The sequence below is a fragment of the Nodosilinea nodulosa PCC 7104 genome, assembly GCF_000309385.1.
GTDB lineage: Bacteria > Cyanobacteriota > Cyanobacteriia > Phormidesmidales > Phormidesmidaceae > Nodosilinea > Nodosilinea nodulosa.
The window spans coordinates 5,229,311-5,251,021 of sequence record NZ_JH976537.1 but is presented as its reverse complement, the minus strand read 5'-3'; the positions used below and the strand labels follow the sequence as shown (position 1 = coordinate 5,251,021).

The 21,711-nt window shown below is 61.6% G+C and carries 17 protein-coding genes; 9 read left to right on the top strand and 8 right to left on the bottom strand.

Going from position 1 to position 21,711, the window contains the following annotated elements; all coding sequences use genetic code 11:
* The first annotated feature begins 55 nt into the window (after positions 1-55).
* Together LEPTO7104_RS0124325 and LEPTO7104_RS0124320 are read left to right on the top strand one after the other, a co-directional pair.
* On the top strand, positions 56-721 hold the full coding sequence (locus LEPTO7104_RS0124325; protein WP_017301198.1) for a class I SAM-dependent methyltransferase: 666 nt from the start codon (positions 56-58) through the stop codon (positions 719-721).
* A 95-nt stretch (positions 722-816) separates the two neighbouring features.
* A complete protein-coding gene (locus LEPTO7104_RS0124320) occupies positions 817-1,470 on the top strand; it encodes a Uma2 family endonuclease (RefSeq protein ID WP_017301197.1) in 654 nt (217 codons plus the stop codon).
* A 31-nt stretch (positions 1,471-1,501) separates the two neighbouring features.
* Here the strand turns inward: LEPTO7104_RS0124320 and mnmE are convergent, their stop codons facing one another.
* Complete coding sequence (gene mnmE, locus LEPTO7104_RS0124315; RefSeq protein WP_017301196.1) at positions 1,502-2,923, bottom strand: tRNA uridine-5-carboxymethylaminomethyl(34) synthesis GTPase MnmE; 1,422 nt, start codon at positions 2,921-2,923, stop codon at positions 1,502-1,504.
* A gap of 326 nt (positions 2,924-3,249) precedes the next feature.
* Here mnmE and LEPTO7104_RS0124310 point away from each other — a divergent pair, with 326 nt between their 5' ends.
* Positions 3,250-3,741: a DUF2062 domain-containing protein gene (locus LEPTO7104_RS0124310; protein ID WP_017301195.1), complete on the top strand. Its 492-nt coding sequence runs from the start codon at positions 3,250-3,252 to the stop codon at positions 3,739-3,741.
* A gap of 4 nt (positions 3,742-3,745) precedes the next feature.
* On the opposite strand, the gene dapB is transcribed toward LEPTO7104_RS0124310, so the two are convergent.
* Positions 3,746-4,570 (bottom strand): 4-hydroxy-tetrahydrodipicolinate reductase, encoded by an 825-nt coding sequence (gene dapB / locus LEPTO7104_RS0124305; protein WP_017301194.1) that lies wholly within the window; start codon positions 4,568-4,570, stop codon positions 3,746-3,748.
* A gap of 157 nt (positions 4,571-4,727) precedes the next feature.
* Complete coding sequence (ilvN, locus tag LEPTO7104_RS0124300) at positions 4,728-5,249, bottom strand: acetolactate synthase small subunit (RefSeq protein ID WP_026073042.1); 522 nt, start codon at positions 5,247-5,249, stop codon at positions 4,728-4,730.
* A gap of 401 nt (positions 5,250-5,650) precedes the next feature.
* Here ilvN and LEPTO7104_RS0124295 point away from each other — a divergent pair, with 401 nt between their 5' ends.
* The 5 genes from LEPTO7104_RS0124295 (at position 5,651) to rpmB (ending at position 12,413) form a co-directional block, all read left to right on the top strand.
* On the top strand, positions 5,651-8,653 hold the full coding sequence (locus LEPTO7104_RS0124295) for an MFS transporter (RefSeq protein ID WP_017301192.1): 3,003 nt from the start codon (positions 5,651-5,653) through the stop codon (positions 8,651-8,653).
* A gap of 45 nt (positions 8,654-8,698) precedes the next feature.
* Positions 8,699-9,229 (top strand): Crp/Fnr family transcriptional regulator, encoded by a 531-nt coding sequence (locus LEPTO7104_RS35150; protein ID WP_083887133.1) that lies wholly within the window; start codon positions 8,699-8,701, stop codon positions 9,227-9,229.
* A 153-nt stretch (positions 9,230-9,382) separates the two neighbouring features.
* Positions 9,383-9,973, top strand: coding sequence for a LemA family protein (locus LEPTO7104_RS0124280; RefSeq protein ID WP_017301189.1), 591 nt, complete (start codon positions 9,383-9,385; stop codon positions 9,971-9,973).
* Between the two features lie 2 nt (positions 9,974-9,975).
* A complete protein-coding gene (locus LEPTO7104_RS0124275; RefSeq protein ID WP_017301188.1) occupies positions 9,976-11,907 on the top strand; it encodes a M48 family metallopeptidase in 1,932 nt (643 codons plus the stop codon).
* Positions 11,908-12,176: 269 nt separating this feature from the next.
* Positions 12,177-12,413: a 50S ribosomal protein L28 gene (rpmB, locus tag LEPTO7104_RS0124270; RefSeq protein WP_026073040.1), complete on the top strand. Its 237-nt coding sequence runs from the start codon at positions 12,177-12,179 to the stop codon at positions 12,411-12,413.
* Between the two features lie 12 nt (positions 12,414-12,425).
* Here the strand turns inward: rpmB and LEPTO7104_RS0124265 are convergent, their stop codons facing one another.
* Positions 12,426-13,289, bottom strand: a complete 864-nt coding sequence (locus tag LEPTO7104_RS0124265; protein ID WP_083887132.1) for a PEP-CTERM sorting domain-containing protein — start codon at positions 13,287-13,289, stop codon at positions 12,426-12,428.
* Positions 13,290-13,663: 374 nt separating this feature from the next.
* On the opposite strand from LEPTO7104_RS0124265, the gene cdf31 reads away from it, so the two are divergent.
* Entirely contained in the window at positions 13,664-14,566 is a 903-nt protein-coding gene (cdf31, locus tag LEPTO7104_RS0124260) for a CDF family zinc efflux transporter Cdf31 (protein ID WP_017301185.1), read from the top strand.
* An 18-nt stretch (positions 14,567-14,584) separates the two neighbouring features.
* Here the strand turns inward: cdf31 and LEPTO7104_RS35145 are convergent, their stop codons facing one another.
* The 4 genes from LEPTO7104_RS35145 to LEPTO7104_RS0124240 all read right to left on the bottom strand — a co-directional run bounded on the left by LEPTO7104_RS35145 (position 14,585) and on the right by LEPTO7104_RS0124240 (position 21,626).
* Positions 14,585-17,671, bottom strand: coding sequence for an efflux RND transporter permease subunit (locus LEPTO7104_RS35145; RefSeq protein WP_017301184.1), 3,087 nt, complete (start codon positions 17,669-17,671; stop codon positions 14,585-14,587).
* A gap of 383 nt (positions 17,672-18,054) precedes the next feature.
* On the bottom strand, positions 18,055-19,134 hold the full coding sequence (locus tag LEPTO7104_RS37320; protein WP_155523757.1) for a peptidoglycan-binding protein: 1,080 nt from the start codon (positions 19,132-19,134) through the stop codon (positions 18,055-18,057).
* A gap of 101 nt (positions 19,135-19,235) precedes the next feature.
* A complete protein-coding gene (locus tag LEPTO7104_RS0124245; RefSeq protein ID WP_017301182.1) occupies positions 19,236-20,237 on the bottom strand; it encodes an SDR family oxidoreductase in 1,002 nt (333 codons plus the stop codon).
* An 18-nt stretch (positions 20,238-20,255) separates the two neighbouring features.
* A complete protein-coding gene (locus LEPTO7104_RS0124240) occupies positions 20,256-21,626 on the bottom strand; it encodes an efflux RND transporter periplasmic adaptor subunit (protein WP_017301181.1) in 1,371 nt (456 codons plus the stop codon).
* Between the last annotated feature and the right edge of the window lie 85 nt (positions 21,627-21,711).

The following is a 21,711-nucleotide window of genomic DNA, read 5'->3' as shown; positions in this document are numbered from 1 at the left end:
CTTCCTATTTGCCCCGGTCCCATCCCTATCTCTGCGGCCCCCTATCTCTGCAGCAATGAGTAACCAAACCCTCACCCTCGACGATCGCCTCTATCGCTACCTGATCAACCACTCGGTGCACGAGCCTGAGGTGCTAACCGCTCTGCGCCACGAAACCGCCCAGCACCCCATGGCCCAGATGCAAATTGCCCCCGAACAGGGGCAGTTTATGGCGCTGCTGGTACAGCTTTTGGGGGTAACTAAAGCCTTGGAAGTCGGCGTGTTTACCGGCTACAGCGCCCTACGGGTAGCCCTGGCGCTGCCGCCCGAGGGCAAGCTGGTGGCCTGCGATGTCAGCGCAGAGTATACGGCGATCGCCCGCCGCTACTGGGAAAAAGCTGGAGTCATCGACAAAATTGACCTGCGCATTGCTCCCGCCACCGAAACCCTAGATCAGCTGATTCAGTCGGGGGAAAGCAGCAGCTTCGACTTCGCCTTTATCGACGCCGACAAGAGCAGCTACCCCACCTACTACGAGCAGGCGCTGCAGCTGGTGCGCCCCGGTGGGCTGATCGCCGTAGACAACGTGCTGTGGTCGGGTCGGGTGGCTGACCCTGAGGTAACCGACAGCCGCACCAGCATCCTGCGCACCTTCAACGACACAATCCACAACGACGATCGCGTCGTTGCCAGCCTGGTGCCCATCGCCGACGGCCTCACCCTGGCGATGAAGAAGCCCTAGGTCCGCCACCCGTCGGGGATCGATCCCATGCTGGAACCAGACCAGGAATCTCAACTCAGGGACTAAGCTGGAGGTAGCTGTACGCAGGGATACCCATGACGGCTCTATCTCCCCAGGTCTCTAGTTCAACCTACCCGTCCTCAGACGGCGAGCCTGTGGCCGAAACCTTTGTCCATCTCTACGCCATGCTGATCACGCTGGAGGTGCTGCGCCAGTACCTGTCTGGGCAGCGGGCTGCGGTGTTAGGCCATCAGTTTCTCTACTATGCCCAGGGATACCCTAAGCTGCGGGTGGCTCCTGACGTAGTGGTCATTTTTGAGGTGGAACCCGGCGGCCGTGACAACTATAAAATTTGGGAAGAAGGTCAAACTCCCGCCGTCATTTTTGAGATGACATCCAAAGGCACCCAGGAGCAAGAGCAGTCCTTCAAGAAAACCCTCTACGCTCAGCTAGAGGTGCAGGAATACTGGCTCTTTGACCCCAAGGGCGAGTGGATTGCTGAACAGCTCAGGGGCTATTCCCTACAGGGCGAAGACTACGTACCCATTACCGATAGCATTAGCCAGCGACTCAACCTGCGCCTGGTGGTGGAAAACACCCTAATTGGGTTCTATCGGCCTGATACTGGCGAAAAGCTGCTGATCCCCGATGAATTGGTCCAGGCCTTGCAGCGAGAGCAGCAGCGAGTCCATGAACTCGAAACTGAGCTGGCCCGCTACCGCGAACGGTTTGGGGATTTGACGGAGTAGTCACCTAGGGTAGGCGCTCAGGGTTTCAGGATCACTTACCGATGCAGAAGCGGCTGAAAATTTCGTCGAGCATCGACTCGGTGATTTCGTCGCCGGTAATGCTGCCCAGGGCGGCGATCGCCGCCCGCAGATCAATCGTCCAAAAGTCCAACGGCAGCTGATTGTCGATGGTCTGCTGCACCTGGCGCAGGGCCAGCTCAGTCTGGGTAAGGGCAGATTCCTGGCGCTGGTTAACCGTAAACTCCAGGTTGCCTGGGGTGAGCCGGTCGGCGTGAATGGCGCTGAGAATGGCCTGCTCTAGGGCCTCAATGCCCTGCTGCTGGGCGGCAGCGGTATGCACGATGGCGAGGTCATGCGGCAGGGCTAGGGCGGCCAGCCCATCGGCGGTGACTAAATCCACTTTATTGACCACCAAAATCAGCGGCCGATCGCGCACCGACTCGTACAGTGCCTCGTCGTCGTCGGTCCACCCGGCGGTGGCATCGACGGTGAGCAGCACCAGATCTGCCCCCTGGGCCACCTGGCGCGATCGCGCGATCCCCATCTGTTCGACCCGATCGCTGGCCTCGCGAATGCCCGCCGTATCCAACACCTGAATGGGAATGCCGCCCACCACCAGCTGCGATTCCACCACGTCGCGGGTGGTGCCGGGCAGGTCGGTGACAATGGCGCGATCGCTGCGGCTCCAGGCGTTGAGCAGACTCGACTTACCCACGTTGGGGCGACCCACAATCGCCACCTTCAGCCCCGTGCGCAGCAGTTCCCCCGACTCCGCCGTGGCCAGAATGCGCTCGACTTCGCCCAGCACCGCATCAATTTGCTGGCGGACCAGGGCTTCGTCCAGGGGCGGCAGATCGTCCTCAAAATCGATGCGGGCTTCTACCTCCGCCAGCAGGTCCAGACAGGTCGATCGCAGCTGACGAATCGGCTGAGTCAGCTTGCCCTGCACCCCCGCCAGCGCCGTTTGGGCCGCCAGGCTAGACTGGGCCGCCACCAGATCGGCGATCCCCTCCGCCTGGGTCAGATCGAGCCGTCCATTTAAAAAAGCTCGCAGGGTAAACTCCCCCGGTTCCGCCAGCCGCGCCCCCTGGCTGAGGCAGAGTTGCAGCACCTGCTGCACCGCCATTAGCCCGCCGTGGCAGTGAAACTCCACTACATCTTCGCGGGTGTAGGAGCGAGGGGCCAGCATCAGCAAGAGCAGCGCTTCGTCAACCGGCTGGCGGGTCTGGGGGTGGCGCACCTGACCATAGAGAATGCGGTGGCTTTCCCAGGGCTGCTGGCCAGGGGCGTAGAACAGGGTGCGGGCGATCGCCAGTGCCGTGGCGCCCGACAGCCGCACAATGCCAACGCTGCCCTGCTGGGGGGCAATGGCCGTGGCGATCGCGGCGATGGTCTCCCCTTGGGCAATTGGAGGTAACGAACCCGCCTCAGTAGCAGCACTACTGCCATCCATAGCATCTATCTCGCACGGTGAAGTGATGTTGAAGCCCTGGAACGAGCCTGCTAAAGCGCCATTCTGGTGGGTAGAATAGAAAAAAATCTTTACGTGCTTCTAAGCTTTTACAGCTGAGACTTTAAACCTGATTTTTTCGGCCTGACCACAGGGATAGTCTACCAAGCCGCCGGTAACGGCTACCCATCTGAACTGTTGAGCCATCTCTCTTCTCATTTTCCTTGGCAGCCCAAGGGAACTTAGCCTCTGGTGTACCCTCGTCTATGACTACTGCGCCCACGCCTGAAACATCCTCCGCTGAATTGCCACCTAGTCCAAAGCCTCTAATGCGCAAAATTACTCAGCCTCAATGGCGGCGGCAGCTTCGCTACGTGTATCTGCGTTTTCTGCGGCTCCAGGGCAGTCCTGAACAGCTGGCTAGGGGCCTAGCCTCGGGAGTATTTTCCGGCTGTTATCCGCTGTTTGGCTTTCAGATCATCATTGGAGTCGGGGTTGCTACGGTGCTGCGTGGCAACCGCATTATGGCGGCGGCGGCCACCTGGGTCAGCAATCCCTTGACCTACGTCCCTATTTTTGCATTTAACTATCAGGTGGGGCTATGGCTGCTGGGGGGCAGCGCCACCGAGGCGTTTCAGGATCTTGACAGTCTCAAGGGCTGGATGGATATGGGCACCGAGGTCTCGGTGCGGCTGATGTTGGGCAGCACCGTGGTGGGTGTGGTAGCGGGGGTTTTGAGCTACTTTGGCGGCCTGCCGCTGATTCGGCGGGTGCGATCGCGCCAAATCGCCCGAATGCAGCGCAAGCTAGAGCAGCCCTAGCGCCCTACAACACCTTATCGAGTCCGTAGATCAGCGACTTGAGCGCCATCACCCGGCGAATGCACAGCAGCACCCCCGGCATGAAGCTGGCGCGATCGCTGGTGTCGTGGCGCAGGGTGTAGAGCTGCCCCGGCGAGCCAAACAAAACCTCCTGGTGGGCAATCAGGCCGGGCAGCCGCACGCTGTGAATGTGGATACCCTCGGCGGTAGTCCCCCCGCGTGCGCCAGGAATCGTTTCGGTTTCGTCGACCAAAGGGACGTTGAAGGTCTGCTGGGCCTCAGCCAGCATTTGGGCCGTCTGCACCGCCGTGCCGCTGGGGGCATCGGCCTTTTGGTTGTGGTGCAGCTCGATAATCTCCACATGGTCAAAGTACTGGGCCGCCTGCTGGGCCGCCTGCTGCATCAGCACCACCCCAATGGAAAAATTTGGCACGATCAGGCAGCCAATGCTGGCCTTGTCGGCAAACTCGGCCAGATCGCGAATTTGGGCATTGGTGAGGCCGGTGGTGCCGACGACCGGGCGCACGCCGTAGGCGATCGCCGCCCGCACCGACTCGTACACGCGGCTGGGGTGGGTGAGATCGACCATTACCGCCAGCCCCTCGCTTTGGGCCGCCACCAGGGTAGCCTCCAGGTCATTCATAATCGGCACTTCCAGAGGCCGATAGCCAATCACGTCACCAATGTCCTGCCCCAGAAATTCAGGATTTCTGCCAATGGCCCCCACCAGGGTCATATCTTCGGCCTGGGCCACCGCCTTGATGACCTCGCGGCCCATTTTGCCGTAGGCGCCATTGACCACGACGGGAATGGTGGATTGAGGGGGCATAGCAAAAATCCAGCTAAATTAGCATGCTAAAACATTTGCGCACCGGCAAAGTAGAGGGCAAACCGCCCGCACGTACCAACGGCTGCCCGCTGGCAGATTTTGCCGACAGCCAGGGCAGAACGACTTCATGTCCTACCCTGTCGATGGCCAGTCTAAACTACTGGAACTTGCGTTCCAATGACTTGAGGTATTCGGTGTTTACCCCCGACTCACGGGGCAGGGAAATTTTGCCGGTGCGAGCAATTTCGCGAATGCCAAAGCGATTGAGCACCTGCACGATCGCCACCATCTTGCCGGGGTCGCCTACCACTTCCAGGGTGACCGAGTCCTCCGAGACATCCACGACCCGGGCGCGAAAGATTTGGGCAAACTCAATCACCTCCGAGCGAGTCGTGCTGGTGGCGTTGACCTTGAGCAGCATTAGCTCGCGTTCAACGCAGGGGGTATCGGTAACATCGTTGACCTTGAGCACGTTGATCAGCTTGTAGAGCTGTTTGGTCAGCTGCTCAATCACGGCGTCATCGCCCGGCACAACCATGGTGATGCGAGAAATACCGGCGGTTTCCGCTGGCCCTACGGCCAGACTTTCGATGTTAAAGCCGCGCCGGGCAAAGAGGCCAGCGATGCGGCTCAGCACCCCGGCTTCGTCTTCAACCAGAACAGAGAGGGTGTGCTTGATGGCCTGCTGAGGCGCTAGAGCTGAACTGGGCAGCGTGGAAGGGTTAACCATAGGGCCTGGGAAAATAAACGAAGGTCGGCGCTGACCGATGACGGCAAATAAACCAGCAAACCTCAATATTATCTCGAAAAGCTTTTCCTTAGAGCCGCCTGCTTAACCTACGGCAATGTCTCACGCCGCTGCTGAGGCCGCAAAACCCGGTTCTTTACCGCAGGCATTTCCATCCTCTGCCGGAGGTCTCAGCCCAGTGGCGGAATCGCTCGGAATTGCTATTGCTCAGGAGTTCTCCGCTGGGGCGGCCCCAACGCCCTGCCCTGCCGCTTCCCCCACCCGCCAAACCCAAGCCTAGATCCCTGAGATTGGGTATCCTTGAGGCACTAGCCAACCCTATCCTCTTCCGCATGAGCTTATCTGGCCCGGTTCAAGAAATTCAGTCCCTGCGGGGGCGTTTTCTCGATGTCATCAACCTGCGCCCCGGGGAAGAGGAGCGCACGCTGCTCATGTTCGCCTTCTACACCGCCACCTCCATGGGCATTTTGTGGCTGGAGGTGAGCTCAGCGGCGCTGTTTTTGGGCGCCTACGGGGCCGCTAGCCTGCCGTGGATCTATATTTTTAGCGCCGGGGTAGGGCTAGGGCTAAGCGTAGTGTATTCCTGGCTGCAGCGGCTGTTTCCCCTGCGCCGGGTGATTGTGATCATCGCCATGCTGATGGCGATTCCTATTTTGGGGTTTCGCTGGGGGCTGACGGTGGAGTGGCTGGCGGCCCCCATGGTGTTTTCGATGCGGCTGTGGATTGAGGCGATCTACGGCCTCAACGACCTCAACCTATCGGTGACGGCCAACCAGCTGTTTAACATTCGCGAGATCAAGCGGGCCTATCCGATTATCAGCAGCGGCAACCTGGTGGCCGATGTGCTGAGCGGCTTTTCGGTGTACCTGCTGCTGCGGCTGATTGGGCTGCAAAATGTGCTGCTGCTGTCCTTTGTGGTGATGGTGATTGGGGCCATCATTTTGTATCACCTCAGCCGCAACTATGAGCACGCCTTCCCCGACTCTCCCCGGCGGCAGGCTGAGGATGCGGAGTCGGTGGAGAGCTATCGATCGCGCCAGCGACTCCAGGGGCCGATACGGCAGTACGTGGTGCTGCTGTTTTCGTTCTTTGTGCTAGCCCAAATGCTGCTGTTCTCGATCGAATTTCAGTTTTTTAACCAGCTCGAAACCAGCCTGGACGTGGCGGCGATCGCGGCATTTTTGGGCTTTTTTAGCGGTCTGCTAGGGCTGATTGAGCTATTTACCCAGTGGTTTACCTCCAGCCGCCTGATCGAGCGGGAGGGGGTGTTTAAAGTAGCCCTGGTGCTGCCCTCGGTAATTGTGACCATTGGGCTAATTACGCTGGTGGCCAGCTATCCGGCCCGGCTGGCGGTGTCGGCCCTGTTTGTGGGGCTGGTGGTGCTGAAGTTTTTTGACGAGTGGCTGCGCTATACCCTGGTGGCCACCACCCGGCCAATTCTGTTTCAGCCCATTCCCGACCAGGTGCGCAGTACGGTGCAGTCGTGGGTGAGCGGCATTGCCGAACCGCTGGCGATGGGCGGCACCGGGCTGGCGATTTTAGTCACCATTGCGCTGTGCAACCGGGTTGGCCTCAGCGACGTTCTGGTGCAGGCCCGGCTGTTTTTGCTGGGGACGGTGGTGGCGGCCCTGGTGTGGTTTGCCATTATGGTCATGCTGCGATCGCGCTACCTCAACCTGCTGGTGCGCGGGGCCGAGCGCGGCCTGCTGACCTTCTCCGACGCCAACCTGCGGGTGCTCAAGCGGGCTTTTATCGAGCAGCTGGAGCAGCCGGGGCTGGAGGCCAACAAGCGATCGTGCATCGAGCTGCTCAGCCACATCGACCCCAAAAATGTGGGAGAAATCTTAGCCCCCCGCCTGGACGACATGCCCCAGGGGCTGCAGCGCCAGAGTCTGGAGGCCATGCTGGAGCATCCCAACGGTGCCTACACCGCCCAGGTGCAGGCGCTGTTGCAGACCCCCAACCAAACGCCGGAGATTTTGGCCCTGGCCCTGCGCTACGTGTGGCTGGCCCAGGAGCGGTTCAACATCAACGACCTGCGGCCCTACCTACAGCCCGAGGTCGATGCCGTGGTGCGCGGTACGGCGGCATCGCTGATGCTGCGGCGGGGCAATATTCAGGAGCGGGCCGAGGCCACCGCCACCCTGCGCAAAATGCTGGTGCACGATGAGGAGCGCGAGCGGGTGATGGGCTGCCGCGCCCTGGGCGAAGCCGACTATATGGAGTCGCTCAGCATCTACATCGACAGCCTGCTGCAGGACCCCTCGCTGCGGGTGCGGCGGGCGCTGCTGGAGGCGATCGCGGCTACCCAATACAAAAAGTACTACCCCTCGCTGCTCAAAGCCTTGCAGTACAAATCAACCCGCGAGGCCGCCGTGGCCGCCCTGACCCGCCTGGGCAACGAGGCCCTGCCCATGCTGGAAGAGCTGGCCCTCGACAACTACCGGCCCGAGATTCTGCGCAACCAGGCCTGGCAGGTGATCGGCAATATCGGCACCCTGCCCGCCCTGGAATTTCTCATTCAAAACCTGATCACCACCTGGGGCAACACCCGCCGCCACATTCTGCGGATTTTGCTCAGCCTCTACCAGGAGTCGGGGGTGAAGCGATCGGCGCTGATTGACGGCGCCCTCGATCGCCTGCTGGGCCGGGGCGGCATCGAAGATTTGCTCAACACCGAGCTGGCCTTTGCCGGTCAGATCTTGGCCGCCAAGGTCGATCTGTCCGCTAGCCGGGTCGGGGGCATTGAGGCCGATCTGCTGCGCGAGGCCCTCAACGGGCTGCAAAGCGACGCCACCGAACGGCTGTTTATGCTGCTGCGCTTTGTGTCGCCCGCCACGGCCATTCAGGCGGCCCAGGTCAGCCTCAGCGGCTCGGCCTCCAGCTGGGCGCGGGGCATTGAAATCCTCGACAACGTAGTGGATGTGGCCAACAAACGATCGATTTTGCTGCTGCTCGATCGCCGCCCCGACCCCGAAAAACTCAAGCGCCTGGCCCTGTCTACGCCGCTGATTCCCTACCAGCAGCTGCCCCCGGGCGATCGCCTGCGGCAGCTGCTCGACCTGCGCAATTTTTTATCCGACTGGGCCACGGCCTGCTGCTTTCACCTGGCCCGGGTGCAGCGGTGGAACCTCACCGCCGAGCACACCCTGGCCCTGCTACAGCACCCCACCGGCTTTGTGCGCGAAGCGGTGCTGGCCTATCTGGCCGTGGCCTCACCCCGCGCCCTGCGGGAGCTGCTGCCAATTTTAGAGCAAGACTCCGATCGTCTGGTGCTAGCCCAGGTTAAACACCTGATCAACACCTATAATTTGGAGCCGAGCCTGCCTCACTAACCAGGCCGACCAAGGGCTGAGAACCTTTCCCCGCCATCCTCCGGTATGTTAAACAGCGTCGAACGACTTCTTTTTATCCGCAACGTCTCCATGTTCAAAGAACTCCGGGACGACTTTTTGGTGCGGCTGGCCTCGGTTATGGATGAGGTGTTCTACGAAGGCAACTACACCATCATTACCCAGGGCCAGGAAGGGCGATCGATGTACATTGTGGTGTCGGGGCGGGTCAGCGTACACATTGGCGGCCAGCAGGTGGCCCAGCTCAAGCAGGGGGAATGCTTTGGGGAAATGTCGGTGTTTGACGCCGAACCGCGATCGGCCTCGGTGACTACCCTAGATCCCTGCGCCTGCCTGGTGCTCACCCAGCAGCAGCTCTACGACGCCATCGACGAAACGCCGGGCATCGCCGTCAACGTCATTCGACTGCTCTCTCGCCGCATTCGCGAACTCAACCAGGACCTCAACCAGGTAAAACAGCAGCTAGCCGAACCGTCCCCGTTTACACCGGCGCGACCTCAGTGGTATCAGCCCATGCCCTTTCCGCCGCCAGAATCCCTGGCCCGCCCAGGTCGCTAGGGCAGGAGCAGATCGGCAAGGCCGCCCCCCAGCATGAACCACGGCTTTACCGTGATTCTGCTGTCAAGCAATACAACTTCATCTACTGCCCATTTACCCAACCGCTGAGCCTGGGCAAACTGGGGGTACGATGCCGTTTTTGAGGACCTACCCATGGGGGTACTGATACTGCTGGTGGCCGTGGTGCTGATCGCGATCGCTTTTTGCGTCAATCTCTACAACCGCCTGGTCAGGGGCCGCAATCGCTACCAAAATGCCTACGCCCAGATCGACGTGCAGCTGCGGCGTCGCTACGACCTGATTCCCAACCTGGTGGAAAGCGTCAAGGGCTACATGGCCCACGAAAAGGAAACCCTGGCGGCGGTGATCACCGCCCGCAACAGCGCCATGAATGCCAGTCGCCAGGCGGCCCAGACCCCCGGCGATCCCCGTGCCATGCAGCAGCTGGCCGCAGCGGAGGGTGTGCTAGACGGTACCCTGGGTCGGTTTTTTGCCCTCTCGGAGGCCTACCCCGACCTCAAGGCCAACCAAAACATGGCTCAGCTCATAGAAGAACTGCGCTCCACCGAAAATCGAATCGCCTTTGCCCGTCAGGCCTTTAACGACGCCGTCACCCTTTACAACACCCAGCGGGAAATGTTTCCGGGCAACCTGGTGGCAGACACGTTTAACTTTAACCCTGCCCAGCTGCTGGAAGAGAGCGCACCCGAGGTCAAAGACGTGCCCCGAGTTTCCTTTAGCTAGCCATGAATTTCTTTGAGCACCAAGATCAGGCCCGGCGCAATACCACCAAGCTGCTGGTGCTGTTTGGGCTGTCGATCCTGATGATGATTGCGGCGTTTTACGGAGTGGCGATCGCCCTTCTGTCCACCCAGGCGGGCGGGCGAGGAGCGCTGTGGCAGCCCGGAATCCTGTTTTGGGTGGCCAGCGGCACCCTGGGCTTTATGGTTGTGGGCGGCGCCGCTAAAATGGCCCAGCTCAGCCAGGGCGGCCACAGCATAGCCCAGGGGTTGGGCGGGCGACAGCTCAACCCCCTGACCGACGATCCTGCGGAACAGCGCCTCGTCAACGTGGTCAGCGAGATGGCCCTAGCCTCGGGCACTCCCATCCCGGCCATTTATCTGCTCGACGACGAGCCGGGCATCAACGCCTTTGCGGCGGGCTACTCCGCCGATAAGGCCGTCATTGGAGTTACCCGGGGCTGCCTCGACCAGCTCAGCCGCGACGAGCTACAGGGGGTGATTGGCCATGAATTTAGCCATATCCTCAACGGCGATATGGGCCTCAATCTGAAGCTGATTGGGGTAATTCACGGGCTGCTGCTGATCTACATCACCGGGCGCGTCATTCTGCGCATGAGCTACTACTCTGGCGGGTCGCGGCGGTCGAAGGACGATGACAAAGCTGGGGGCGCGATCCTGGCGGCGGCGATGGCCATGCTCGTTATCGGCTACCTGGGGGTGCTGGGGGGACGCCTGATCAAAAGTGCCGTAGCCCGCGAGCGCGAGTTTTTGGCCGATGCCGCCGCCGTGCAGTACACCCGTAACCCCGACGGCATTGCCGGGGCTCTGCGCAAAATAGGCCAGCTTTCGGCGGGTTCTGCGGTGGCCTCGCCGATGGCCGAAACCGCCAGCCATTTGTTCTTTGGTGAAGCCAACGGCAGCCTGTCGTTTTTGGGGGGCTGGTTTGCCACCCACCCGCCCCTGAGCGAGCGGCTGCGGCGGCTGGGGCGGGTGCCCGTCCCTGGCGAGTCGGCTCAGGCGATGGTCCCATCCTCGCCCGCTGCGGCGGAAGAGTCGCTGGTGATGGGGCTGCATGGCGGTAGTCAAACCTCTGTGCGCCAGGGGTCTGCCGCGATCGCGCCCCCCTCCGCAGGCCAGTTCATGACGGCCCTTGGCACCACCGATGCGCGGCGGCTGGACCAGGTGCGATCGCTGCTGGCCCAGCTGCCCCCCGATGTCAAAGCCGCCCTCCAGAACCCCAGTCGGGCCGCCGAGCTGGTGTACGCCCTGCTGGTGCGAACCAAGCCCGCCCTCCAAACCCAGCAGATTGAGTATCTGGCCGCCACCCACGGGGCCGACTGTAAGCAGCGGGTCGGGCAGTTTTATAAGTACGCTCGTGCCCTGGAGTCGGGGCAGGATCTGCTGCTGCTAGAGGCGCTGATCCCCGCCCTCCAGCAGCTGTCTCCAGAGGCGGGGCAGCGGTTTATGCAAACCGCTAAGGCCCTGAGCCAGCCGGGGGGTCGCCTGCTGTTGTCCACCTACCCGCTACAGCTAATTCTGCGCAAACGGCTGTCTGACAGTGCCGCCCGGCCCCCCGAGTCAACCCCCGACACCCTCCAAGACCATTGGGGCGACGCCCTCACCCTGCTGGCCCTGCTGGCTCGGGTTGGCCACAGCCGACCGGAGGATGCTCTCTATGCCTTTAAACTGGGCATCTCGCAGCTGCCAGGGGCCAAAAAGCAGCCCTCCCCTAACCAACTGCCCCCCGTCCGCGGTGCCGATATCAGCGCCAGCCTGGCCCGCCTGGAGCACATCAGCCCGAAGCTAAAGCAGGCCATCGTCGATGCCTGTGCCCACACCGTACTGGCCGACAACGACGTTACCCCTGCCGAAATGGGCCTGCTGCGCGCCGTGGTCATCACCCTCGACTGCCCCGCCCCGCCGTTTCTCGCCTAGGGGTAGCTTTAATGCAGACCATATCGCTTTTCTCGCTGCGGCCTCGGCTGACCCCGAACTGACATTGGCTAAGGCGGAATACCGAGCCTGGCCTGATCTCCCCCTAAATATCGCCAGTGCACAAGTGCGCCGCATACTGCGCACCTACGGGAAGCTGGACCATGGATTGGGGGTTGCCAAACTGTGCCTCAGCCGGTTGATTAGCAGACACCTCTGCTATAATTGAAAACTGCGCTATTGTGCCGTTTGCCTACTGTCGGAGAATATCCATGGCTCGTCATTGTGAATTGACCGGAAAAAAGGCGAATAATGCCTTCTCAATCTCCCACTCTCACCGCCGTACCAAGCGCTTGCAGGAGGCCAACCTGCAGGAGAAGCGGGTATGGTGGCCCCAGGGCAAGCGCTGGGTCAAGCTGCGCCTGTCGACTAAAGCCATCAAAACCCTGCAATCTAAAGGCCTAGAGGCCATGGCCAAAGAAGCCGGTATCAATTTGCACAAGTGCTAGGCTTGCGCGCAGTCAGCTAGTTTGGCGGCGCAGTAGCGCCAGCCCCGCCGCCACCGCAATAAAAGCAAAGGCTGTTCCTGGTTCGGGGACGGCCTTTGTTGTTGCCTGGCGCTGTACTTCCATGACGAACTTAAACATCACTGACTCACCGGGGGCCAGGGTGCGATCGAACTGAAAGGCAGCGGTGGCATCGCCATCGACTAGGGGGCCAGGATTGTTTTGCAAGCCGGTGGCAGGAGAGTTGTACAGCTGAGCTAGCAGCAGGCCGTAGGGGCTAATCTGCACCGCCGTGGGAGTCTGATCGGCAGTGAGGGTAGCCAGCGCCCCGGTGGCATCGGTTTGGGTGAGCGTATTGTCGGCAAAGAAGGCGCTGTTGTTGTTGAGCACACCGTCGAACTGGAGGTCGTAGTCGATGTACTTAAACAGACTGACATCGAGCCAGTCGGTGCCGGTATTGGTCAGGGTTACGGTTTCGTGGCGGGCGGCGCGATAGCTGCCGGGGATGCCCCCCAGCAGCACAGAGTTAATGGAGAAATTTAGGTTGGCCCCAAAGGTTGAAAAGCTGGCGCTGAGAGAATTGCTAGTGGGTTGGCTAAAGGCGATTGGCTGTAAGTCTTCGAGTCGCTGCTCCCGCAGGGCAGCGCTGCCGCCTAGATTTAGAAAGTACAGATCGGTGAACAGCGTTTCAACCCCGTCCACCAGCCACGATTGGTCTTCGCTAAAGCGCAGGAGATCGGCTCGATAGACCGAGTTACCATCGCTCAGCTCAATCAGGTCCGGGGGGACTGCCTCGGCGGCCACCGCAAGCCTTGGCGCCAGCGCCAGCACCACCGTCAAGCCAAGGGTAGATGAGATAGCAGCAGACCAGTGTTTCATTGCGGTGGGATGGGGCAAGAAAATATCTCAGCGAGGTTGGCTGCCAGACTAGGGTTAGCTCGACAGGAAAAGATAGCTGCGATCGCAAACGATCATTTCCTCCTAAACTAGCCGCGCAACCCTGGTTCTGAAATCTGATCTCTACGGGGATTTACGGAATCCTTAAGCAAACTTTACCGATCATAGCGGCGCGCTGCTGCTCTTAAGGGACCGAATACCAAGTTTCCACGGGTGACGATTGCCCTGAATCGGCAAAAACTGCGGCATTCTAAGACCGCCGCTGAGGCAGTAATGTAGACCCAGGGATAGTCTCTGGTGTTCCTAAGGCACTCCCAGCTAGTCTGCTTATTGGTGTGTTCACTCACTGGTTACCTATGGTCGATCGTCCCCTTACTCCCGATAACCGCCAGGCGGTGCAGCGGGTGTTGTTAATCACCCTGGCTCTAAACCTAGCGGTGGTAGCGCTCAAGGCCGCCGTGGGGTGGCTGACCGGATCGCTGAGCCTGCTGGCCGATGCGCTGCACAGCGTGACCGACAGCGCCAACAACGTGCTGGGCTTGGCCACCAATCGCCTGGCCGATCCCCAGCCCGATCGCGACCATCCCTACGGCCACCAAAAGTTTGAGGCCATTGGCGCTCTGGGCATTGCCGCTTTTTTGGGCATTGCCTGCTTTGAAATTTTCAAAAGCGCCATCGAGCGCCTGGTCACGGGGGGTAAGCCAGTGACCATGGGCGCCACAGCCCTCTGGATCATGCTGGCTGTGCTGGGCATCAATATCTTTGTGGCCTTTTACGAGCGGCGGGTCGGCCTGGCCCTGAACAGCAAAATTCTGGTCGCCGATGCCCGCCACACCATGAGCGATATCTGGGTCACCATTGTGGTACTGGCCGGGCTAATTGGGGTTTGGCGGGGGTTAAACTGGCTGGATGTTGCCCTGGCCTTTCCGGTGGCGCTGCTGGTCTTTACCAGCGGATGGACGGTGCTGCGGGAAAATCTGCCCTGGCTGGTGGACGAAATGGCGATCGCGCCGGAAGCCATCCACGCCCAGGTAATGCAGGTGCCCGGCGTGGTCAACTGCCACAACATCGCCTCCCGAGGGCTGCTGGGGCGACAGGTGTTTATCGACATGCACCTGGTGGTCAAACCCACCGATATCCGCGCTGCCCATGTGGTGACTGAAGCCGTGGAAGATCGCCTTGAAAACCTCTACGGCCCGGCTCGAATCACGATTCACATCGAGCCCCAGGAGTATACAGAACAAGAGATTACCTACTGAGTAAATAGGTCCGATTATCTATACCGCAGGCTCTACCGAGACTTGGGCCACTGGCGTAGGGTTCCGGCGAGTCAGCAGCCGGTAGACCGAGGGAATGTAGTAGAGGGCCAGCAGGGTGGCACCGCCGAGGCCGCCTGCGATCGCGATCGCCAGCGGCGGCCAAAACCCGGTCGGATCGAGCATGAGCGGGACAAAGCCAACAATGGTTGTCACCGTGGTGGCGATCACGTGGCGGGTGGCGTGAAAAACGACATCTTCTACCGCCTGGGGCTGGCCCAGGCGAGCCTCCGGATGCTCCCTCAATGCCGCCAGCACCACAATTGAGTCGTTGATGGCCAGACCAATCAGCCCCAGGGTGCCGAGAATGGCGGTAAAGCCAAAGATGGAGCCAAACAGCTTCAGCGCCAGGGCGGCCAGACCCACCGAGAGAATTGCCACTGTGCCAATCAGCGTCGCCAGGCCAAAGGAGTTGAACGACAGCACCAGGGTGGCGGTCATCAAAATCATCAGCACTCCGACGGTGGAGAGCAGGTTGCCGACGGCGGTGCCACGGGCGTCGGCCTCGCCGCCGTACTCGATGCGGTAGCCGGGGGGCAGTTCAAAGTTCTGTGCTGCCAAGCGTTTTTGGAAGGTAGCGAGAACAGTGCTGGGCAGCGACCCGGCGGTGATAAACGCCTGCACGGTGTTGATCCGCTGGCCATCGCGGCGGCTGATGGTGGCGGTGTCGGGCACCAGGGCCATAGAGGCGATCGCATCTAAGGGCATGTTCCCCTGGGCGGTGACCATCTCCAGCGAGGCGATCGCCCCCAGATCCCCCTGCTGCGGCTCGGGCACCCGCACCCGCACCGGAATGTCGTGGGTGCCATCCAGCACGGAGCCGCCCGTGCGCCCGTCGAGGGCGGCGTTGAGCTGGCCTGCGATCGCCTGGTTGTCCAGCTCCAGCTGGCGGGCCTGGGCGTCGTCGACGGTCAGGGCCAGCTTGGGCAGCGCCTCGCTCAGGGTGGCGCGGGTGTGGATTACATTGGGCACCTGGGCCAGCTCGGCGCGGAGGCGATCGCCCAATTCCCGAAGGCCCGTCATGTCCGACCCGTAGACCCGCAGCTCGATGGGCGCATCGAAGGGCGGCCCTTGCTCCAGCTGCTTCACCAGCACCTGGGCCTGGGGAAAGGCCGCATCCATCTCCCTTTGCAGGGTTTGAATGGTTTCGCGAATGTGGTGGGTGCTGGCCAGTTGCACAATTCCCTGGGCGTAGTTCTGGGCGTTGCGGCGGTTGTCGAGCACGTTGTAGAAAAAGGGCGGCGCGGTGCGGCCCATAAACCAGTGCACATCCTCAATTTCAGAATGCTTCAGGGCCAGATCCCGCGCCTGCTGCACCTGGGCCTGGGTGGCATCCAGCGAAGCCTGGGTGGGCAGCTCAAATTCGATCTGAAACTGGTTGCGGTTGGTAGGCGGAAAGAACTGCTGGGGTAGGGTGACAAACACCGCAAAGCCCACCACCGGCAGAATCAGCGACAGCCCCACCCCGACCCAGGGGCGACGAAGCACCGCCCGCAGCGTCCACCGATAACCGCTGGCCAACCCTTCGTTAGCAAAGCCATATTGCAACCAGTGCCACCGCACAGGCAGCGGATTCCACTGGTGCAGCCGCCCCACCAGCGCCACAATCACCGTCAGCGACAGGGCCAGCGAGCTGAGCAGAGCCAAAATCACCGTCAGCCCAATGGCGCCGATGAATTCCCCTGTACTGCCGGGCGAGGTGGCAATGGGAATGAAGGCCAGCACCGTGGTCAGAGTCGAGGCCAGCAGCGGCACCAGCAGGTGGCGCACCGTCTGCGAAACGGCCTCCCCCGGCGGCAATCCCTGGCGCAGCCGCCCCTGTACCTCATCCACCGCGATGATGGCGTTGTCGATCAGCAGCCCCAGGGCGATGATAATGCCCGTCACCGACATCTGATGCAGGGGCACCCCGAGGATTTTCATGGTGCCAAACACGGTCAGGGTGGTAAGCGGCAGCGACAGGCCCACCAGCAGCGCCGATTTCCAACCCAAGAGCAGCAGCGATACGCCGATCACCAGGGCCGACCCCAAAATCAGGTTGCCAATCACGCCGTTGAGCCGCTGCTGCACGTACTGGCTCTGGTCGAGCACGACGTGGAGATCCAGTTCTTGGGGCAGTTCCCGGCGAAAGTCGGCGAGCACCTGGCGAGCCTGAACAGCCCACAGATCCACCCGTTCGGCGGATTCGACCTTGGCCGAGAGGGCGATCGCCGGATGCCCATTCACCAGCGCCAGATCCGTCGGCGGGTCCTGCACCCCCTGCGTCACCGTGGCCACATCCCCCAGCCGCGCCACCTGGCCATCCTCACCCGCCTGAATCGGAATGGCGCGAATCTGCTCCAGGGAGCTGAGGCTGCTGTCGACTTCGAGCAGGTATTCGCTGCTGGCGCTGCGGTACTCCCCCGCCGACACCTTGGCATCGCTGGTGGCCACCTGCTGGGCGAGTGCCTGGGCCGACAGCCCCAGCCGCGACAGCTCCGCCGCTGCAATATTGACCCGAATTTCCTCGTCCGGCTCGCCAAATACATCCACCGTATCCGTCCCGGGAATGGCCCGCAGCCGATCCTCTAGGGCCTCCGCCAGGCGACCCAGAATTGCGTAGTTGGGCGCATCGTCCCGCAGCCAGGTGAGGCCCACAATCAGGGCGCTGGCCTTGGTGGAGCTGTCGGCGTACTCCGGCACCGAGGCAGCGGCGGGCAGGTCGGGCACGGCGTCATCCACCTTGCTGCGTACCTTGGCCCAGACCGGGTCTACGTCGGCGATCGCCTCCTTGAGTTCCACCATAACCACCGAAATCCCCGAGCTGGAAGTGGATTGCAGCGATTTAATCTCCTCCAGCTCAAACAGGCGATCCTCAATTTTCTCGGTCACCAGGGTCTCCACCCGCTCAGGGGTAGCCCCCGGTAAAAAGGTGGTGATGCGGGCGAAGCGCTGGGTGATCTCGGGGTCCTCCAGGCGCGGCAGGGTGAGGAAGGCGGAGAGACCCCAGACGACGATGAGCACCAGGGTGAGGAGGAGGAGCTGGCGGTTGCGGTAGAAGGGGTTCATGGGAAGAGGGGGAGTGGGGGAGTGATGGGGTGGGGGAGGTGGGGGAGGTAGAGGAGATGGGGGAGGAACTGTAGCGTGGGTTAGGCCGTAATCAAACTATTTCGGAGATAAGCGAACCGGGCACTGGCCGTAACCCACAGACGAGCATTTCGCGGCATAGAACTAGAAGAATTGAGAACTGTAGCTTGGGTTAGGCCACAACCAAACCATTTCGGAGATAGGCGAACTGGGCACTGGCCGTAACCCACAGACGAGCGTTTCGCGGCATGGAACTAGAAGAATTGAGCCGCCGATCCAAAATCCAAAATCGCCAATCTAAAATCACCAATGGCCGTAACCCAAAAGAGAGCATTTTGCTGACTAAGAAAGCTTTCAGGGAGGCGTTAGATGCCGAGTCTGGCGCGGGTTTGGGCACCGACGATGCCATCGGCGACCAGGCCTCGGCTGGCCTGGAACTGGCGCACGGCGCGATCGGTGGTGGGGCCAAATACACCGTCGACGGCGATCGCCTGACCGGCGCGGGCGATCGCCTGTTGCAGCACCAGCACATCGGGGCCAGTCAGGTAGGGATTGGTTAGCCGCAGCAGTCGATAGGCGGGAGGCTGTTTTTGCAGCGCGATCCAGGTCATGGGGCCGACAATACAGTCGGGCAGCAGCCCCTGCGATCGCTGAAAGGCTTCCACTGCCTGCTGGGTGGCCGGGCCAAATATTCCATCCGGCGAAATCTTGGCTCCCCAGCGCACCAGATCTCTCTGGAGCTGCTGCACGTCCGTACCGCTGGTGTAAGGGTTAGTCAAAGTCAGCAGCCGCGATCCTGGGTTGACGATGGGCAGGCTGCTGGCTGCACCATCGCCTGCCAAACCATCGCCAGTCAAAATGACAGGCCGATTGGCCAGATACTCCTGGGCTTCTTGGCTGAGGTTGGGGTTGCTGCTGGGGGTGCGTCCGCTGGTTAAGTATTTTTGGGCGGCGGCACTGAGGTCAACCCCCGGCGTGCCCGCCAGAAACAGGCTGGCCTCAGACAGGCGGCGGCGCAGCAGTCCTTCTTCGACGTTGGTGCCGGGGTTGCGGTACATGATCAGCGCCGCCTCAAGGTTTTGCCACTCCTGGTTGCGCAGCACCCGCGAGAGGGTTTCAAACCCGCTGGCCTCGTAGAAATTAGCGCCCAGGTTGTAGGCAAAGCTCAGAATCGCCCCCTGCTGCCGATCGTTCAGGCTGCTCCAAACCGGGATGCGCTGCTGAGGCGGCAGATATCGGTTGCGGATCTGCTCTAGCAGTAGGTCATCGGCCTCTTCACGGGTAATGCGATCGCCCAGCTTAAAGGGCTGACCCGTTTTATCGCGGGTAGCGCCCCAGCCAATGGTGATTGGCTCAGCGCCGGTCTTGGGGTCTGGGTAGGCTTCTAGCCTCAGGCCCTCAAAGGTTTTGATCAGGTCTAGACCCGGCATTGGTATCTCAGCCATAGCGATCCCCTTGCATACGTGGTTTGAACTCACCGCAAGTGTATCTACTCTTGGCGATGGCCTTCTGCCGTTCAGAGGGAGGATGGTAAGCACGGCAATTCCTACAGGTAGTTGGCTTGGCGGTACCAGGCGACCATATCGGCCAGGGTTGTGTCTATGGGGCGAAACTCGGCCCCCAATTCTCGCTGGGCTTTGGCCGAGTCGTAGGCCAGATCGGCCAGCATAATTTTCACGCCTTCTATGGGAATGGCGGGCTCGCCCCCCGTGAAGCGGGCCACGGCGGTGGCCAAAAGGGCCAGCAGGCGCATCATAAAGCCAGGTATTTTTTGCCGGGGGCTGGGCACGCCGCTGACGGTTTCCAGACGGTGCATCAGGTCGGCCATGGAAAAGTAGGGTCCACCGACGATGTAGCGATCGCCCGATTTGCCCCGTTCCACCGCATTCACCATCGCGGCGGCCACATCCCGCGCGTCCACCGTGGGCATGCCCCCCGCCAGCCGGGCCGGAATTTTGCGGTTCAAAAAGTCGAGTACAAACTGGCCAAATTCGGTGGGAGCAGCATCCTGGGGGCCGAGCATGGCACCGGGGCAGATCAGCACCACGGGCAGAGTAGAGCGCTGGAGGAAGGTAGCCACCGCATCTTCGGCTATCAGCTTGCTTTTGAAGTAGAGGTTGCTGTAGGAAACCGGAGCGGGCGGCGAGGCTTCGCTGCCGGGGGAGCCGTCGGGGTTGCGGCCAATGCAGCCCGAGGAGCTGACGTAGATCGCCTTGCGCACCCCGGCTTTCTCCGCCGCTTCCAGCAGTTCGATGGTGGCGTCGATGTTGAGGCGCTTGAGCCTGGGCCAGTGGTCGCCCAGCCCGTAGGATTCGCGAAAGTAGGCGGCGGTGTGAAACAGCACGTCGCACCCCTGTAGCTCGGGGGCAAAGGCTGGAATAGCCTGCAAATCGCCCTGGATAAACTGCACCTGGGGCACGTCGCCCAGCAGGTGCTTGGCCTTATCCACCGAGCGCACCAGGGCCTTGACGCTGTAGCCCCGATCGACCAGTTCGCGCACCAGGTTGCTGCCGAGCAGCCCGGTGCTGCCAGTTACAAAGGCCTGCATAGTAAAAATTCCTTTTGGTTAGAGGACGCTGACGGTTTGACCGGGCACCACTCGATGGGTGCCCGAGGTGATGACGCGATCGCCGGACTGCACCAGCCCATTCACCAGCACGCGATCGCCCTCTGTGTAGACAATTTCCACCGGCTGGCGGGCCACCTTAGCCTGGGCAGAATCTTCGTTGTGGTCGGCCACGTACACCGACCACAACCCCTGCTCTCCCTGCACCAGGGCGGTGGCGGGCAGCCAGAACCCGGCGGTGGGCAGAGTTTCCTTCAGCACCAGCCGAGCGGTTTGGCCCAGAGTGATGTCCTCCGGCGTATCCAGACCCAGCACGGCGGTGACGGTGCGGCTACTCGACTCCAGCTCCGGCAGCAGCGCGGTGACGGTGGCGGGATAGGTGCGATCGCCTACTGCTACCGTCACCGCGCTGCCCAGGGAGACGCCCTGGGCCACATCGGCGGGCAGGCCGATGTGGGCCTCGGTTTTGCCCCCCTCAGTCAGTTGCAGCACGGTCTGGCCGCCGCTGACCACCATGCCTTCGTCGACGGGGCGATCGCTAATGCGTCCGGCGAAAGGGGCCTTAATCACCGCCTTCGACAGCTCCACATCCACCGCCTGAATGCTGGCCTCTAGCTGGCGCACGCAGGCCACCTGGGCGGCGATCTGCTCCGGGCGAGTCCCGGCCAGCAGCTCATCCAGCTCGCTCTGGGCCTGGGCCAGGCGGCTCTCTAGAGCACCAGCCCCAAAGGTTTGCTGGTCGAGTTCTTCGCGGGAAATGGCGCCGCGCTGGTAGAGGTCGGTGCGGCGATCGCGCTGGGTCTGGGCCAGAGCGAGCTGCTGTTCTAAATCGCCCACCGCCGCCTGGGCTGCCGCGATCGACTGCTGGCGGGGGCCGTTTTGCAATTCATTCAGGGTGGCCACGGCCTGATCTTTCTGGGCGACGAGCTGCTGGCGCTGGGTGGTAAGGCTGCGGGTATCCAGGCGGGCCAGGGGTTGTCCGGCAGAGACGCGATCGCCCTCGTCCACCAGCAGCGCCACCACCGTCCCTCCCTGCTCAAACCCCAGGGCGCTGCGGCGCTGGGCCACAATCTCCCCCGCGTACTGCCGCTCCACCTGGTAGGACTCTACCGGCGTCAGCGAAACCACCTCAACGGGCAGTGGGAGATCAGCAGCAGGCGTTTCCGCCAGCTGGCCGAGCTGCCGCAGGCCCACCCCCACCGCCAGCGGCACCGTGACTAGGGGCAATAGCCACCAGCGCCGCAGCCGCAGCCGCCACCGCCTGGGCTTTGGGACATTGTTACCAGGGTTGGCCACGGGGTCAGCTGGGCGAGGCTGCGCGGAAACTAAATCGGTGGAGGTCAAATCGAGCGGAGCGGGAGCGTCGGTCATGACGGCACCTTGGCGAGAAGAACGGGCGATCGGCTAATCCGACCAGAGGGCTGACCCAAAAGCGGTGATAAGTCTGCCTTAAACA

Bases quoted from the DNA above. Each gene is read 5' to 3' on its own strand.
- LEPTO7104_RS0124320 (WP_017301197.1), top strand. From the start codon at position 817: ATGACGGCTCTATCTCCCCAGGTCTCTAGTTCAACCTACCCGTCCTCA.
- mnmE (WP_017301196.1), bottom strand. From the start codon at position 2,923: ATGGATGGCAGTAGTGCTGCTACTGAGGCGGGTTCGTTACCTCCAATT.
- LEPTO7104_RS35145 (WP_017301184.1), bottom strand. From the start codon at position 17,671: ATGAACCCCTTCTACCGCAACCGCCAGCTCCTCCTCCTCACCCTGGTG.
- LEPTO7104_RS0124310 (WP_017301195.1), top strand. From the start codon at position 3,250: ATGCGCAAAATTACTCAGCCTCAATGGCGGCGGCAGCTTCGCTACGTG.
- LEPTO7104_RS37320 (WP_155523757.1), bottom strand. From the start codon at position 19,134: ATGGCTGAGATACCAATGCCGGGTCTAGACCTGATCAAAACCTTTGAG.
- LEPTO7104_RS0124265 (WP_083887132.1), bottom strand. From the start codon at position 13,289: ATGAAACACTGGTCTGCTGCTATCTCATCTACCCTTGGCTTGACGGTG.
- LEPTO7104_RS0124295 (WP_017301192.1), top strand. From the start codon at position 5,651: ATGAGCTTATCTGGCCCGGTTCAAGAAATTCAGTCCCTGCGGGGGCGT.
- LEPTO7104_RS0124240 (WP_017301181.1), bottom strand. From the start codon at position 21,626: ATGACCGACGCTCCCGCTCCGCTCGATTTGACCTCCACCGATTTAGTT.
- dapB (WP_017301194.1), bottom strand. From the start codon at position 4,570: ATGCCCCCTCAATCCACCATTCCCGTCGTGGTCAATGGCGCCTACGGC.
- LEPTO7104_RS0124275 (WP_017301188.1), top strand. From the start codon at position 9,976: ATGAATTTCTTTGAGCACCAAGATCAGGCCCGGCGCAATACCACCAAG.
- LEPTO7104_RS0124245 (WP_017301182.1), bottom strand. From the start codon at position 20,237: ATGCAGGCCTTTGTAACTGGCAGCACCGGGCTGCTCGGCAGCAACCTG.
- LEPTO7104_RS0124325 (WP_017301198.1), top strand. From the start codon at position 56: ATGAGTAACCAAACCCTCACCCTCGACGATCGCCTCTATCGCTACCTG.
- LEPTO7104_RS35150 (WP_083887133.1), top strand. From the start codon at position 8,699: ATGTTAAACAGCGTCGAACGACTTCTTTTTATCCGCAACGTCTCCATG.
- LEPTO7104_RS0124280 (WP_017301189.1), top strand. From the start codon at position 9,383: ATGGGGGTACTGATACTGCTGGTGGCCGTGGTGCTGATCGCGATCGCT.
- cdf31 (WP_017301185.1), top strand. From the start codon at position 13,664: ATGGTCGATCGTCCCCTTACTCCCGATAACCGCCAGGCGGTGCAGCGG.
- rpmB (WP_026073040.1), top strand. From the start codon at position 12,177: ATGGCTCGTCATTGTGAATTGACCGGAAAAAAGGCGAATAATGCCTTC.